We start from the raw sequence: 15,519 nt of genomic DNA, 5'->3' as shown, positions 1-15,519 counted from the left end.
CGTCGAACTAATCCCCGCGATCCCTGTCAAAACAGGGTGAGCGAGGATTCGGCGCCGGCATTCGCCGGCGCCAGAATTGCCCGGCCTTCGCGGCCGGCGCTTCCGATTGTGATTCCCTGTTTTGTTGCACCGTTGTTGAACGCCTGCTGCTGTCATGTCGATTGCGGTTTCCGTCATCGTTCGCCCCTCGTCCGGTTTGCGCTTGCTGCACGCCGGCGCGTGTTGCTGCGCGATAGTGTCGGCTGCCGCCTGTCCTGGCTGGTGCGCGCCATTGTGTTGCGTGCTGGCCGGGCTATTTGGCCTGTGGCGTGGACGTCCGTATCGTTTTGCACGTCAGCTTGATATTTCCGCTGTCGGCCAGTTGCGGCTGACGGTATACCGGGAGACGGGGGTGGCGCTGCGCCTGCTGCAGGGTTCGACCATCTGGCCGGGCTTGCTGATGTTACGGCTGGGCGACGGCGACGGCAAGCTGCGGCTGGTGACGGTGTTGCCCGACAGCGTGACGCCCGCCGATTGGCGCGCCTTGTCGCTGGCTTGCCGGGCCATTGCCACACGGGCTGAAATAAAAACGCGAACACTGTGAACTTCTTGCAGCGGGCTAACTCTATAGCATATGGCTATATTATTCGGCTACGCTGCATGCCACCGAGGAATGCAGGAGTGACGACAGAACGTGAGTGCGACCAGGTGCTGGTGGACCGGGTACGGGATGGTGACAAGCAGGCGTTTGATCTGCTGGTGGCGAAGTATCAACGCCGGCTGATGCGCCTGCTGTCGCGCATCGTCCACGATCCGGCCGAAGCCGAGGATGTGGTGCAGGAGACATTTATCAAGGCTTACCGCGCACTGCGGCATTTCCGCGGCGACTCGGCCTTTTACACATGGCTGTACCGCATCGGCATCAACACCGCCAAGAATTTTCTGGCGACGCAGGGGCGCCGCACGCCCACGTCGACCGAAGCCGACGCCGAACAAGCCGAAGCCTTTACCGATGGCGAGCATTTGCGCGACATCAATACGCCGGAATCCATGCTGGCAAGCAAGCAGATCGCCCAAACCGTCAACGCGGCGATGGATGCCTTGCCCGTGGATTTACGCACCGCGATCGCCTTGCGCGAGATCGAGGGACTGAGCTATGAGGAAATTTCCGACATCATGGCCTGTCCGATCGGCACGGTGCGCAGTCGCATATTCCGCGCCCGCGAAGTCATCGCCGAGAAATTGAGGCCTTTGCTGGATTTGCCGGTTGACAAGCGCTGGTAAGCGGCGAATGATGGCAAGTGTTATTGGCGTCTGGCAATGCGCCTGCGGCAGGCGCAGCGGACTTGTTTTGACATGGCGGGAAACGCGATGGATACCCAGAAAAGACTGCACGAAAACATCTCGGCGCTGGCCGACGGCGAGTTGGCGGACAGCGAGCGCGAACTGGCCCTGGCGGCGTTGGATACGGCGGAGGGGCAGGCGGCCTGGCGCGCCTACCACTTGACCGGCGACGTGTTGCGCGAACAGGCCCGAGGCGAGCTGAGCGGCGGCTTCGGCGCCTCGCTGGCGGCCCGTCTGGCAGCCGAGCCTGCCTATGCCCCCGCCGCCGCGCCGGCGGGCCGCCCAGCCGCTTCCCAGGCGTCGGATCCGGCCGAGTCGCCGGCGGACGTCATCTTGCCTTGAAACGCATACGCTTATAAGATCTGCGAGCGCGCCATCAGGCGATTTTTCGCTTACCATACGCTAGCCTTAGCCTCGTGCAATTTGCCCGAGGGGTATTTGCGTTCCAGAACTTTATAAAGACCGATACTTTCCATGAAAAATAATTTCTCTGCTGGTAGTAAAACTCTTTCCGCGCTGCTGGTCAGCGCAAGCGTATGGATCTCGCCGGCCGTGCTCGGCTTGGCGACCGCAACGGCCGCCGCGCCGGTCACCGGCGCCGTCATCGGCCTGCCGGACTTTGCCGACCTGGTCGACCGCGTCGGTCCGGCCGTGGTCAACATCCGTACCACCGAACGTCTCAAGCTGGGCGGCCGCGGCAACGCCGACGGCCAACCGGGCGAAGAGGAAATGCAGGAATTCCTGCGCCGCTTCTTTGGCGGCGCCTTGCCGCAGCCGGGTAATCCCGGCGGCAAGAGCACGCCGCGCGGCCGCCGCCAGGCGCCGTCCGACGAGCCGGTGCAGCGCGGCGTCGGTTCCGGCTTCATCCTGTCGGCCGACGGCTACGTGATGACCAACGCCCACGTGGTCGACGGCGCCGACGAGGTATTCGTCACCTTGACCGACAAGCGCGAGTTCAAGGCCAAGGTGCTGGGCGCCGACGCCCGCACCGACGTCGCCGTGCTGAAGGTCGAGGGCGACAAGCTGCCCTTCCTGATCATGGGCGATTCGGACAAGATCCGCGTCGGCGAATGGGTGATCGCGATCGGCTCGCCGTTCAACCTGGAGAACACCGTCACCGCCGGCATCATCTCGGCCAAGCAGCGCGACACCGGCGACTACCTGGCGCTGATCCAGAGCGATGTCGCGGTCAATCCCGGCAATTCGGGCGGTCCGCTGATCAATATGCGCGGCGAGGTGATCGGCATCAATTCGCAGATCGCCACCCTGTCGGGCGGCTACAACGGCATTTCCTTCGCCGTGCCGATCGACGAGGCGATCCGCGTGTCGGAGCAGTTGAAGAAAAACGGCAAGGTCACGCGCGGCCGCATCGGCGTGCAGATCGGCGAAGTCAGCAAGGAAGTGGCGGAATCGCTGGGCCTGAAGAGCGCGCAGGGCGCCGAAGTGTCGCTGGTGGAGCCGGGCGGTCCCGCCGACAAGGCCGGCATCAAGGCGGGCGACATCATTCTCAAGTTCAACGGCGTGCCGGTCAACCGTTCGTCCGACCTGCCGCGTTTGGTGGGCGGCACGGCGCTGGCCAGCAAGGCCAGCGTGACGGTATGGCGCAAGGGCCAGCAGCTGGACCTGGCGGTGACCGTGGCCGAGCTGGAAGCGGACAAGACCGCCAAGGCCGGCAAAGGCAAGGGCAAGGGCAGCGGGGCCGAGCCGGAAGCGGTGGTCAAGGCCAACGCGCTGGGCTTGAAGGTCAGCGACCTGACGGCCGAGCAGAAGAAGGAGCTGGGTGTCGACGGCGGCGTGGTGGTGGACGCGGCCGAAGGCGTGGCCGGCCGCGCCGGCGTGCTGGAAGGCGACGTGCTGCTGCAGTTGAACAACGTCGAAGTCAAGGACGCCAAGCAGTTCAACGCGGCCGTGGCCAAGCTCGACGCGAAGAAGCCGTCGGTGCTGCTGGTGCGCCGCGGCGACGTCGCGCAGTTCGTTTCCGTGCGTCCTAGCGCCAAGTGAGGAGTTCGCCCCGCCCGTTTCGGCGCGGCGGGGCGCCGGTCATGCACTTTACCCTTTACTCCCGCAGCTACTGCCACCTGTGCCAGGACATGCTGGACGCGCTGATGCGTCTGCAAACGCCCGAACGGACCATCACCGTCGACGTGATCGACGTCGACGCCGACGACGCGCTGGTGGCCCGTTTCGATGAACTGGTCCCGGTGCTGTACGCCGACCTGTCCCAGCCCGAGCTGTGCCACTACTTCCTGGACGAAGCGAAAGTATGCGAACTGCTCAATAAATAGGCATACCCGCGACGTTTTTTGCCCCCGGACCTTCAGCAATATGCATTTCGCACCGCATAAGTCGGCCTTTCCCCTCTGAAATCCGGTAAAATGCGGGGGTAGAAAAGCTTCCGTTTTGCTTTTAGTGGCTGTCATCAAGGCGCTCGCCAGGGCATTACCGCCCCGCTCGGAGCGCTTTTTTCGTATTGCGCGCGGTTTCCGCGCCCCGTCGTTTCAAACCCGTTTTTGAATATTTGTTAATGAACAACATACGCAATTTTTCCATCATCGCCCACATCGACCACGGTAAATCCACCCTGGCGGACCGTATCATTCAATTGTGCGGTGGCTTGTCCGAACGCGAGATGGAGTCGCAAGTGCTCGATTCGATGGATCTGGAGCGCGAACGCGGCATTACGATCAAAGCACAGACCGCGGCCCTGCAATACAAGGCCCGCGACGGCCAGATCTACAACCTGAACCTGATCGACACCCCCGGCCACGTCGACTTCTCCTATGAAGTGTCGCGCTCGCTGTCGGCCTGCGAAGGCGCGCTGCTGGTGGTCGACGCCTCGCAAGGGGTGGAAGCCCAGACCGTGGCCAACTGCTACACCGCGCTCGACCTGGGCGTGGAAGTGGTGCCGGTGCTGAACAAGATCGATTTGCCGAACGCCGACCCGGCCAGCGCCATCGCCGAGATCGAAGACGTGATCGGCATCGAGGCCGGCGACGCCGTCCACTGCTCGGCCAAGACCGGCCTGGGCGTGGAAGACGTGCTGGAATCGATCATCGCCAAGGTCCCGCCGCCGAAGGGCGACCCGGACGCGCCGCTGCAGGCGCTGATCGTCGATTCCTGGTACGACGCCTACGTCGGCGTGGTGATGCTGGTGCGCGTGATGAACGGCACCCTCAAGCCCAAGGACAAGATCAGGCTGATGGCCACCGACTCGCTGCAGCTGGTGGAAGACGTCGGCATCTTCGCGCCGCGCTCGGTCTCGCTGCCGCAGCTGTCGGCCGGCCAGGTGGGCTTCATCATCGCCGGCATCAAGGAACTGAAGGCCGCCAAGGTGGGCGATACCGTCACCCTGGCCAACCGTCCCGCCGCCGCGCCGCTGCCGGGCTTCAAGGAAGTGCAGCCGCAAGTGTTCGCCGGCCTGTTCCCGGTCGAGGCCAACCAGTACGACGCGCTGCGCGACTCGCTGGAAAAGCTGAAACTGAACGACGCCGCGCTGATGTACGAGCCGGAAGTATCGCAGGCGCTGGGCTTCGGCTTCCGCTGCGGCTTCCTTGGCCTGTTGCACATGGAAATCGTCCAGGAACGCCTGGAACGCGAATTCGACCAGGACCTGATCACCACCGCGCCGACCGTGGTGTACGAGGTGGTCATGCGCGACGACAGCGTCATCAAGGTGGACAATCCGTCGAAGATGCCGGAGCCGACCAAGATCAACGAGATCCGCGAGCCTATCGTCACGGTCAATCTGTACATGCCGCAAGAGTACGTCGGTTCGGTGATCACCTTGTGCATCGGCAAGCGCGGCGTGCAGATGGACATGGCCTACCACGGCCGCCAGGTCAAGCTGGTCTATGAAATGCCGATGGGCGAGATCGTGCTGGACTTCTTCGACAAGCTGAAGTCCACCTCGCGCGGCTACGCCTCGATGGACTACGAGTTCAAGGAATACCGCGCCTCCGACGTGGTCAAGGTCGACATGCTGATCAACGGCGAAAAAGTCGACGCGCTGGCCATCATCGTGCACCGTTCCAACTCCGCCTACCGCGGCCGCCAGGTGGCGGCCAAGATGCGCGAACTGATACCGCGCCAGATGTTCGACGTGGCGATCCAGGCCGCCATCGGCGTCAACGTGATTTCGCGCGAGAACGTCAAGGCCTTGCGCAAGAACGTGCTGGCCAAGTGCTACGGCGGCGACATCAGCCGTAAGAAGAAGTTGTTGGAGAAGCAAAAAGCAGGTAAAAAACGCATGAAGCAAGTGGGCTCGGTAGAGATTCCACAAGAAGCGTTCCTGGCAATCTTACAAGTGGACGACAAATGAACCTGCAAGTGATCTTAGGTAATTTTGCTTTAATCCTGTTCGTCCTGATGGTGATCACCGGTGTGATCTGGTTCCTGGATGTGTTCTACCTGGCCAAGCAGCGCCGCGCCGCCGCCGACCGCGCGCTGGCCGACTACGACGCCCGCAACGCCAAGCTGACCGCCGACGGCATCAAGCTCGACAACCAGGGCAGCCGCGCCACGATCGAGACCGCGCTGCTGCGCCAGCCGACCTGGATCGAATACTCGGGCAGCTTCTTCCCGGTGATCGCGCTGGTGTTCTTCCTGCGTTCGTTCCTGTACGAGCCGTTCAAGATCCCGTCGTCGTCGATGGTGCCGACCCTGCTGGTGGGCGACCTGATCCTGGTGAACAAGTTCACCTACGGCATCCGGCTGCCGGTGCTGAACAAGAAGATCGTGCAGATCAACAACCCGCAGCGCGGCGACGTGATGGTGTTCAAATATCCGCTGGACATGAGCCAGGATTACATCAAACGCGTCATTGGCGTGCCGGGTGATAAAATCACATATGAAAACAAGCGCTTAACGGTGAACGGCGTGGAAGTGAAGTACACGCCGCTGGACGACTACCTCGACGACGAGCACCTGGCCTACAACAAGCAGTTCAAGGAAGACCTGACCGGCGTCAGCCATCGCATCCTCAACAGCGAGGCGGCGCCTACGTTGAGCCTGGATGGCGTGAAGAAGTTCCCGTACAGCGAAAATTGCAGCTACAAGTACGAAGGCTTCACCTGTGTGGTTCCACAGGGCAATTACTTCATGATGGGCGACAACCGCGACAACAGCGCGGACAGCCGCTACTGGGGTTTTGTGCCGGACAAGAACATTGTTGGTAAAGCATTCTTCGTGTGGATGAACCTGGGCAACCTGCGCCGCATCGGCAGCATCCAGTAAAATCCACGCTCAGCGGGCCACGGCGAAAGGGACTAAGATGCAATCAAGCTTGAAACAGCAGCAGGGCGTTTCCCTGGTCGGACTGATCATCGTGCTGGCCGCGCTGGGCTTCGTTGGCGTGCTGGCGCTGAAGATCGTGCCGACCTACACCGAATACCGGGCGATCCAGAACGCCATCGTCACGGCCAAGGCCACCGGCGGCTCCGTGGTGGAGATGCAGAAGTCGTTCGACGCCAACGCGACCACCGGCTACATCAGCTCGATCACCAGCCGCGATCTGCTGATCGCCAAGGAAAACGGCGAGTTCGAAATCAGCTTCGCCTACGAAAAGAAAATCCCGCTGGTCGGACCGGCCAGCCTGCTGTTGGAATACCAGGGCACCACCGCCAAGAGCGGCGTGCCGGCCCCGGCCAAGACCGATCAATAAATCAAGCAATCAGCTTAAAAAAGAACCGAACCGAACAATGAATCTTCAGTTATTGCAAAACCGTTTAGGCTATACGTTCCAGGATGCTGGCCTGTTGCAGCAAGCCTTGACGCACCGTAGCCACAGCAGTTTGCATAATGAACGACTGGAGTTCCTGGGCGATTCGATCCTGAACTGCGTGGTGGCGTCCATCCTGTACGAGCGTTTCGTGACGATCGACGAGGGCGACCTGTCGCGCCTGCGCGCCAACCTGGTCAAGCAGCAATCGCTGTACGAGATCGCGCAAAAGCTGGAGCTGTCGCAGTTCCTGCGGCTGGGGGAAGGGGAGTTGAAGTCGGGCGGTTTCCGCCGTCCTTCGATCCTGGCCGACACGCTGGAAGCGCTGCTGGGCGCCATCTTCCTCGACGCCGGCTTCAATCCCGCGCGCGACGTGATCCGGGCCTTCTACATTCCCATCCTGGAATCGGTGGACCCGCAAACCCTGGGCAAGGACGCCAAGACCCTGCTGCAGGAATTTCTGCAAAGTAAGAAGATTTCACTTCCGCTGTACAATGTGGTTGCCACCCATGGCGCCGCGCACAGCCAGGAATTCGAAATCGAATGTCTGGTGCCCAAACTGGGCATCCAGGTCTACGGACGCGGCGGAAGCCGCCGCGCCGGCGAACAGGCCGCCGCCAAATTGGCGCTGGAAGTGGCCGAACAAGCGTTGGTGAAGACACCGGCCGCCGGCCGCAAGTCCAAGCCGCGCGCTGCCCAGCTCAAGCTGGCCGGCATCGCCACCGTGCAGACGACCGAGGCCGGTAATGAACCGTCGCCACCGCCTGCCAAAGCAGCAAACAAGTAAAGAGAACTGAAATGAATACCGAAACGACCTCCGCCAACTTCCGTTGTGGCTATATTGCCATCGTGGGCCGCCCGAACGTGGGCAAATCGACCCTGATGAATACGCTGATTGGCGCCAAGGTCAGCATCACCTCGCGCAAGGCGCAAACCACGCGCCACCGCATCACCGGCATCCAGACCCATGACGACGCGCAGTTCATCTACGTCGACACGCCGGGCTTCCAGACCCGCCACTCGAACGCGCTGAACAAGACGCTCAACAAGACCGTCACCAACACCCTGATCTCGTCCGACCTGATCCTGTACGTGATCGAGGCCGGCACCTTCGGCCCGGCCGACCAGCAGGTGATGGACCTGCTGCCGTCCGAAGTGCCGGTGATCCTGGTGATCAACAAGTCCGACCGCGTCAAGGACAAGGCGGTGCTGCTGCCGTTCGCCCAGCAGGTCGCGGCCAAGTTCAACTTCGCCGCCATCGTGCCGGTGTCGGCCAAGCTGCGCTTCCAGCTGGACGGCCTGGAAAAGGAGATCAAGCGCTTCCTGCCTGAGAACCAGCCGATCTTCGGACCGGACGACATCACCGACCGCAGCGAGAAATTCCTGGCGTCGGAAATCGTCCGCGAAAAACTGTTCCGCTTCGTCGGCGACGAGCTGCCTTACACCAGCACCGTGCTGATCGAGCAGTTCGAGCAGGAGGGCGACCTGCGCCGCGTGTTCGCCGCCATCCTGGTCGAGCGCGATACGCACAAGTCCATGATCATCGGTAACAAGGGCGCGCGCCTGAAGGAAGTCTCCACCCAGGCCCGCCTGGACATGGAAAAACTGTTCGGCGGTCCCGTGTACCTGGAAATCTGGGTCAAGGTCAAGTCCGGCTGGGCCGACAACGAAGCGGGTCTGCGCGCCTACGGCTACGAGTAAGAAAGAGGGGCGATGTCCACCACCACGCTAGACGCCGACATCGCAGCGGCACCCGAGCCTGAGGCGGAGCGTGAAGCGGTGCCCGCCCCGGCGGCACCAGCCGCACCAGTAGCACCAGCCCCACCGAAACGCCCGCGCGCAGCGTCGCGCGAGCGCACCTTCGGCACCAAGGTTGCAGGCCAGCCGGCCTTCGTCCTGCACAGCTATCCCTACAAAGAAACCAGCCTCATCATCGACCTGTTCACGCGCGATTTCGGCCGCGTGGCCTTGATCGCCAAGGGCGCCAAGCGGCCGCACTCGCAACTGCGCGGCGTGCTGCAAACCTTCCAGCCGCTGTCCTCCAGCTGGGTCGGCAAATCCGAACTGCGCACGCTGACCGAGGCCGAATGGGTGGGCGGCATGCTGCCGCTGGAAAAGACCGCGCTGCTGTGCGGCTTCTACCTGAACGAGCTGCTGGTCAAGCTGCTGGCGCGCGACGACGCGCACCCGCGCCTGTTCGACCACTACGTCGCCACCTTGAACCAGCTGGCGCACAACGAACCCGCGCCCATCGTCTTGAGAAAATTCGAACGGGCCCTACTTAAAGAGACGGGTGTCGCCGCCGACCTGACCCGCTGCACCGAAACCCGCCGCGCCGTGCAGGCCGACGTGGTCTACGTGGTGGATCCGGAACGCGGCCCGCGCCCCGAGCGCGCCGCCGATCCGTGGCCGCGCGTGGCCGGCAAGACCCTGCTCGACATGGAACGCGAAGACTACCAGGACGTCGCCACCCAGGCGCAGAGCAAGCAGCTGATGCGCTTCCTGCTGGCGCACCACCTGGGCGGCGCGCCGCTGAACACGCGCCAGATCCTGATTGACTTGATGCAGTTATAACTAGATAAACGGTATAGACCAATGAGCTTCCTGCAACCTTCCGGCACCATCATCGACCTCGGCGTGAACATCGACCACGTCGCCACCCTGCGCAACGCGCGCGGCACCACCTACCCGGACCCGATCCGCGCCGCGCTGCTGGCCGAACAGGCCGGCGCCGACTGCATCACGCTGCACCTGCGCGAAGACCGCCGCCACATCAAGGACGCCGACGTGATCGCGCTGGCGCCGCAGCTGCTGACCCGCATGAACCTGGAGGCCGCCGTCACGCAGGAGATGATCGACTTCGCCTGCCGCATCAAGCCATCCGACGTCTGCCTGGTGCCGGAGAAGCGCACCGAAGTCACCACCGAAGGCGGCCTCGATGTCGTCACCCACTTCAAGGCCGTGCAGGCGGCCGTCAAGCAGTTGCAGGCCGAAGGCATCCGCGTCAGCCTGTTCATCGACGCCGACGAAGCGCAGATGAACGCCACCGCCGAAATCGGCGCGCCGGTGATCGAGCTGCACACCGGCCGCTACGCCGACACCGAGGGCGCCGAGCAGGCGGCCGAGCTGGCGCGCATCCACCGCGGCGTGCTGTATGGCGTGTCGAAGGGCCTGAAGGTCAACGCCGGCCACGGCCTGCACTACACCAACGTGCAAGCCATCGCCGCGATTCCGGAAATCGCCGAGCTCAATATCGGCCACGCCATCGTCGCCCATTCGGTGTTCGTCGGCTGGGAGAACGCCGTGCGCGAGATGAAGGCCATCATGGTCTCGACCCGCCTGGGACGGGCCAAGTGATATACGGCATAGGTACCGACATCTGCAAGATCCCGCGCATCGAGGAGGCGTTGGCGCGCCACGGCGACCGTTTCGCCGCCAAGATCCTCGGCCCGCAGGAGATGGAAAAGTACCTGTCGCGCAAGGCCAGGAACGCGGCGCGCGGCATCCGCTTCGTCGCCACCCGCTTCGCCGCCAAGGAAGCCTTCTCCAAGGCCATCGGCCTGGGCATGCGCATGCCGATGACTTGGCCGGCCGCGCAGATGCTCAACGCCCCCAGCGGCAAGCCGATGATCGTCTGCAGCGGCGTGTTGAAGGAATTCATGGACCAGCATAAGCTGTCGGCACAGGTGACCGTCAGCGACGAGGAAGAATACGCCGTCGCCTTCGTCATCGTCGAACAAGCGCAGTGAGAAAATAGCATGACTGAACTGGAAGCCGCGCCCGACCCGCGCGAACTGGTGCTGGCCACCGTCGCCAAGCTGCCCAACCTGCCGGGCGTGTACCGCTATTTCGACGCCGACGACAAAGTGCTCTATGTCGGCAAGGCGCGCGACCTGAAGAAGCGCGTCTCCAGCTACTTCCAGAAGAACCTCAGCAGCCCGCGCATCGCCATGATGGTCGAGCGCATCGCGCGGCTGGAGACCACCGTCACCCATAGCGAAGCCGAAGCGCTGATCCTTGAGAATAACCTGATCAAGGCCCTCAGCCCGCGCTTCAACATCCTGTTCCGCGACGACAAATCCTATCCCTACCTGAAGATCACCGGCGGCGACGCGCCGCGCATGGTCTACTACCGCGGCGCGGTGGACAAGAAGAACCAGTATTTCGGCCCGTTCCCCAGCTCGTGGGCGGTCAAGGAATCGATGCAGATCCTGCAGAAGGTGTTCCTGATCCGCACCTGCGAAGACAGCGTGTATTCCAACCGCACCCGCCCATGCCTGCTGCACCAGATCGGCCGCTGCAGCGGTCCGTGCGTGGATCTGATCAGCAAGGACGACTACAAGGCCGACGTCGAAAACGCCGCGCGCTTCCTGCGCGGGCGCCAGAGCGAAGTGATGGCCGACCTGGAAAAGAAGATGCACGGCTACGCCGGCGAGCTCAAATTCGAGCTGGCCGCCGGGGTGCGCAACCAGATCCAGTCGCTGTCGCGCGTGCTGCACCAGCAAAGCATGGAAACCACCGGCGACGCCGACGTCGACATCATCGCCGTGCTGGTGCAGGGCGGCCGCGCCTGCGTCAACCTGGCGATGGTGCGCGGCGGACGCCACCTGGGCGACCGCGCCTATTTTCCCAACCACATCGGCGACGCCGCCGCGATCGCGGAAGAGCCGATCGAGCTTGAGGTGCTGGCCGCCTTCCTGGTCCAGCACTACACCGAGAAGTTCATCCCCGGCACGCTGATCCTGAATATCGAATTCGACCACCCGGCGCTGATGCAGGCCTTGCAGGAGCAGTGCGGCCACCGCATCAACCTGATCTTCCAGCCGCAGGACCAGCGCCGCAAGTGGCTGGAGCTGGCGCAGAAGGGCGCCGAGATCTCGCTGGCGCGGCTGCTGTCGGAGCAGGGCTCGCAGCAGTCGCGCACGCGCGCGCTGGTGGAGGCGCTGCAGCTGGAGCCGGAAGACATCGACGCGCTGCGCGTGGAATGCTTCGACATCTCGCACACGCAGGGCGAGGCCACGCAGGCCTCGTGCGTGGTGTTCCATCACCACCAGATGCAGAACGGCGAATACCGCCGCTACAACATTAACGACATCACCCCCGGCGACGATTACGCGGCGATGCGCCAGGTGCTGATGCGCCGCTACGAAAAGGTCGCCAACGGCGACGGCGTCATGCCGGACGTGGTGCTGATCGACGGCGGCAAGGGCCAGATCGAAATGGCGCGCCAGGTGTTCGCCGAACTGGGGCTGGACATCAGCCTGATCGTCGGCGTCGCCAAAGGGGAAGGGCGGCGCGTCGGCCTGGAGACGCTGATGTTCGTCGACGGCCGGGCCTCGCAGGAGCTGGGCAAGGAATCGGCGGCGCTGATGCTGGTGGCGCAGATCCGCGACGAGGCGCACCGCTTCGCCATCACCGGCATGCGCGCCAAGCGCGCCAAGACGCGCCAGACCTCGCGCCTGGAGGAGATCGAAGGCATAGGCGCCAAGCGCCGCCAGCGCCTGTTGGCGCGCTTTGGCGGCCTGCGCGGCGTGGTCGACGCCAGCATCGAGGACCTGAAGCAGGTCGAGGGCATCTCCAGCGCCCTCGCGGAAGAGATCTACCGCCAACTGCATTGAGGCGTGCACAACAACAGTGCACTGGTTTAATGTGCTTGGGCAAGGTAGACTAGCGGCGCATCAACAATTTTCACGGCCGCACTAATTTCCGAGCTTATGCCCTTCAATATACCGATACTGTTGACCTGGTTGCGCGTTGCGCTGATTCCGCTGGTGGTAGGCGTCTACTATCTGCCCACCACCGTGCTGCCCGTGGCGGATCAGAACCTGGCGGCCACGCTGGTGTTCATCGTCGCCGCCGTCACCGACTGGTTCGACGGTTTCCTGGCCCGCCGCTGGAACCAGACCTCGGCCTTCGGCGCCTTCCTCGACCCGGTCGCGGACAAGCTGATGGTGGCGGGAGCCTTGCTGGTGCTGGTGCAGCTGGACCGCGCCAACGCCGTGCTGTCGTTCGTCATCATCGGCCGCGAGATCGCCATCTCGGCGCTGCGCGAATGGATGGCGCAGATCGGCGCCTCCAAATCGGTGGCGGTCAGCTCGCTCGGCAAGATCAAGACCACCGCGCAGATGACGGCCATCCCGCTGCTGCTGTTCCATGACGTGCTGTTTGGCGCCATCGACACCCAGTTCTGGGGCTCGCGCCTGCTGGAAGTGGCGGCCGTGCTGACGGTGTGGTCGATGTTCTACTACCTGCGCCTGGCCTGGCCGCTGATCAAGGAAAAAGCGGGCACGCTGAACTAGTGACAAAATGCTATGATCTGGTGAAGCCCACCCCACCAGATCAGGAGCACCCGCCATGGCGTTCTGGAGATTCCTGGCCGCTTGCGCGGCAACCGCAATCTGCCTGGCGGCGCAGGCGCAGCAACAGCCCTTCGTCTGCCGCACGCAGGAAGCAGGCCTGGGCCAGCCCAGCGTCGACAACCAGGATGGTATCGGCCACCCGGTGGTCGATGAAGGCAGCGGCGCCATCGTCGGCTACAGCCGCAATTGCGCCATCGCCACGCGGGTCCAGTACTTCTACCTTGCCGGCAGCCGCTTCAAACCCTTCGATCCCGCCACCGGCTACACGGCGCCCCCATCGGACCAGACGACCATACAGCGCAACGGCGCGGCGGTGCCCTTCGTGGTGCGGGTGGAAGCAGGCACCATCAACCGCTTCGTCTACACCATCGCCATGCTGGCGCCGACGGCCAGGCCCGAGCCGGCGGCCTGGAACCGCAAGCTGGTGTACTGGCTGGGCGGCGGCGTCGGCATCGGCCATCACCAGGGCTTGCCGCTGTGGTTCAAGCCCGGAGGCTTGAGCGGCAACGAGCGCCAGTTGATGGTCCCCATGCTGGAGCAGGGCTACGCCATCGTCAGCTCGTCCGGCAATGAAGCCGGGGTCCATTACAACATGCGCCTGGCCGGGCAGACCGCCATGCTGACCAAGGCCCGCTTTGTCGAAGCCTATGGCGCGCCGCTGTTCACCATCGGCCTGGGTGGGTCGGGCGGCGCGGTGCAGCAGTATCTGTTCGCGCAAAACCATCCCGGCCTGCTGGATGGCGGCATTCCGCTCCAATCCTATCCGGACATGATCACGCAGACCATCCCGATCTCGGATTGCCCGCTACTGGGCCAGTACTTCAAGGACGAAGTGGCGCTCGATTCCGCCTCGCCATGGGCCAAATGGACCAATCAGATCGCCATCGAAGGCATGAACGCCAGCGACACCGCGCGCCACGCCTGGACCGGCGGCGCCGGATCGACCGAGTGCATCAACGGCTGGAAGATGGCGATCGTGACGGTGCTGAACCCGCGCTACAAGGACGACCGCTATGACCTTGCCGCGGCCTACTACCGTTATCCCGCCGGTGCGTTCGACCTGGTCAAATGGACCCACTGGAACGACCTGGCCGACATCTACGGCACCGACCAGCAAGGCTACGCCCCCATCTCCATCGACAACGTGGGCGTGCAGTACGGCCTGAAGGCGTTGGCGCAGGGCAGTATCGGCATCGACGAATTCCTGCGCCTCAACGCCTGCGTGGGCGGCTGGAAGGAGCAGGCCGACTTCGTCGATTGGCAAGGCAAGGACGACCCCTACGACAGCCGCAACATGCTGCGCAGCGCCACCTGCCGCGATCCGCAGGGCGCGCCGGCGCCGCGCGGCAGCGGCAGCGTTGAGGCGATGCGCAAGGCCTACAGTTCGGGCCAGGTGTTCACCGGCCAGCGCCTCGGCATCCCGATGATCGATCTGCGGCCCTACCTGGAGCCGGAGCTGAACATGCACAATGCACGCCAGGCCTTCTCGGTGCGGGCCCGCCTGCTGGACGCCAACCGCGCCGAGGCCCGGCGCCAGGTGATCTGGTTCACCCGTTCCGAGGCCGACATGCAGGGCCGGGTGCTGGAAGCCTTGTCGGTCATGGACCGGGTCCTGGGCAGCGGCCCGGCGCCGGTCGAATTCACCGACCGCTGCATCGATACCGGCGGCGTCGTCATCGCCGCCGGACCGTCCGTCTGGGACGGCATCCTGGACGCCAGGCCGCCGGGCGCCTGCACCAAGGCCTTCCCGCTGTTTTCCAGTCCGCGCATGGTGGCGGGGGAGTCCATCAAGGGCGACGTTTTCAAGTGTGCGCTGAAGCCGGTCGCCCAGGCGCTGCGGGACGGCAGCTATCCCGCCGGCGTGACCTGGACGGCGCAGCAGCAGGCCCGCCTGCAGCGGATATTCCCGCATGGCGTCTGCGATTACAGCCAGCCGGACCAGGGCCGGCCGCCGGTTTTGGAGCGGAAGCGATAAGATTGGCATCAAGGCCATTGACAGCCGCCATGGATCATCTATAATGCTGGCCTGTTGTTGATGACAGCGACGCGGGAGTAGCTCAGTTGGTAGAGCGCAACCTTGCCAAGGTTGAGGTCGAGAGTTCGAGACTCTTCTCCCGCTCC

Annotated in this window: 16 protein-coding genes and 1 tRNA gene; all 17 read left to right on the top strand. The window is 63.7% G+C overall.

What is annotated here, in order from left to right; all coding sequences use genetic code 11:
* The first annotated feature begins 154 nt into the window (after positions 1–154).
* Positions 155–583 (top strand): protein YgfX, encoded by a 429-nt coding sequence (locus AC1RMD_RS03235; RefSeq protein ID WP_492923604.1) that lies wholly within the window; start codon positions 155–157, stop codon positions 581–583.
* 77 nt (positions 584–660) lie between these two features.
* Complete coding sequence (gene rpoE / locus AC1RMD_RS03230) at positions 661–1,263, top strand: RNA polymerase sigma factor RpoE (protein ID WP_492923602.1); 603 nt, start codon at positions 661–663, stop codon at positions 1,261–1,263.
* 87 nt (positions 1,264–1,350) lie between these two features.
* The gene (locus tag AC1RMD_RS03225; protein ID WP_492923600.1) at positions 1,351–1,665 is read left to right on the top strand and encodes a sigma-E factor negative regulatory protein; all 315 of its coding nucleotides are present in this window, start codon (positions 1,351–1,353) and stop codon (positions 1,663–1,665) included.
* 132 nt (positions 1,666–1,797) lie between these two features.
* A complete protein-coding gene (locus AC1RMD_RS03220) occupies positions 1,798–3,324 on the top strand; it encodes a Do family serine endopeptidase (protein ID WP_492923598.1) in 1,527 nt (508 codons plus the stop codon).
* Between the two features lie 41 nt (positions 3,325–3,365).
* Positions 3,366–3,608 (top strand): glutaredoxin family protein, encoded by a 243-nt coding sequence (locus AC1RMD_RS03215; protein WP_492923596.1) that lies wholly within the window; start codon positions 3,366–3,368, stop codon positions 3,606–3,608.
* A gap of 239 nt (positions 3,609–3,847) precedes the next feature.
* Positions 3,848–5,641 (top strand): translation elongation factor 4, encoded by a 1,794-nt coding sequence (gene lepA / locus AC1RMD_RS03210; protein ID WP_492923594.1) that lies wholly within the window; start codon positions 3,848–3,850, stop codon positions 5,639–5,641.
* The gene (lepB, locus tag AC1RMD_RS03205; protein ID WP_492923592.1) at positions 5,638–6,555 is read left to right on the top strand and encodes a signal peptidase I; all 918 of its coding nucleotides are present in this window, start codon (positions 5,638–5,640) and stop codon (positions 6,553–6,555) included. Before lepA ends, lepB begins: the two co-directional genes overlap by 4 nt.
* 37 nt (positions 6,556–6,592) lie before the next feature.
* Positions 6,593–6,982: a DUF4845 domain-containing protein gene (locus AC1RMD_RS03200; RefSeq protein ID WP_492923590.1), complete on the top strand. Its 390-nt coding sequence runs from the start codon at positions 6,593–6,595 to the stop codon at positions 6,980–6,982.
* Positions 6,983–7,019: 37 nt separating this feature from the next.
* A complete protein-coding gene (gene rnc / locus AC1RMD_RS03195) occupies positions 7,020–7,826 on the top strand; it encodes a ribonuclease III (protein ID WP_492923588.1) in 807 nt (268 codons plus the stop codon).
* 11 nt (positions 7,827–7,837) lie between these two features.
* Positions 7,838–8,740, top strand: coding sequence for a GTPase Era (era, locus tag AC1RMD_RS03190; RefSeq protein ID WP_332855850.1), 903 nt, complete (start codon positions 7,838–7,840; stop codon positions 8,738–8,740).
* Between the two features lie 12 nt (positions 8,741–8,752).
* A complete protein-coding gene (gene recO, locus AC1RMD_RS03185; RefSeq protein ID WP_492923586.1) occupies positions 8,753–9,613 on the top strand; it encodes a DNA repair protein RecO in 861 nt (286 codons plus the stop codon).
* A 21-nt stretch (positions 9,614–9,634) separates the two neighbouring features.
* Positions 9,635–10,396, top strand: a complete 762-nt coding sequence (gene pdxJ, locus AC1RMD_RS03180) for a pyridoxine 5'-phosphate synthase (RefSeq protein ID WP_217945918.1) — start codon at positions 9,635–9,637, stop codon at positions 10,394–10,396.
* Positions 10,393–10,788: a holo-ACP synthase gene (gene acpS / locus AC1RMD_RS03175; RefSeq protein WP_492923584.1), complete on the top strand. Its 396-nt coding sequence runs from the start codon at positions 10,393–10,395 to the stop codon at positions 10,786–10,788. The genes pdxJ and acpS overlap by 4 nt, the downstream gene beginning before the upstream one ends.
* Positions 10,789–10,797: 9 nt before the next feature.
* Positions 10,798–12,657 (top strand): excinuclease ABC subunit UvrC, encoded by a 1,860-nt coding sequence (gene uvrC, locus AC1RMD_RS03170; RefSeq protein WP_492923582.1) that lies wholly within the window; start codon positions 10,798–10,800, stop codon positions 12,655–12,657.
* Between the two features lie 96 nt (positions 12,658–12,753).
* Positions 12,754–13,338 carry a CDP-diacylglycerol--glycerol-3-phosphate 3-phosphatidyltransferase gene (gene pgsA / locus AC1RMD_RS03165; RefSeq protein ID WP_492923580.1) on the top strand — a complete coding sequence of 195 codons (585 nt, stop codon included), beginning with the start codon at positions 12,754–12,756 and terminating at the stop codon, positions 13,336–13,338.
* 55 nt (positions 13,339–13,393) lie between these two features.
* Positions 13,394–15,373 carry a DUF6351 family protein gene (locus AC1RMD_RS03160; RefSeq protein WP_492923578.1) on the top strand — a complete coding sequence of 660 codons (1,980 nt, stop codon included), beginning with the start codon at positions 13,394–13,396 and terminating at the stop codon, positions 15,371–15,373.
* Between the two features lie 71 nt (positions 15,374–15,444).
* Positions 15,445–15,517 (top strand) — tRNA-Gly (locus AC1RMD_RS03155).
* The last annotated feature ends 2 nt before the right edge of the window (positions 15,518–15,519 follow it).

The organism is Duganella sp. GW822-FHT06D06 (assembly GCF_058799615.1).
Note: the sequence above shows the minus strand (reverse complement) of the source record. Positions and strands in the feature narration are given on the sequence as shown.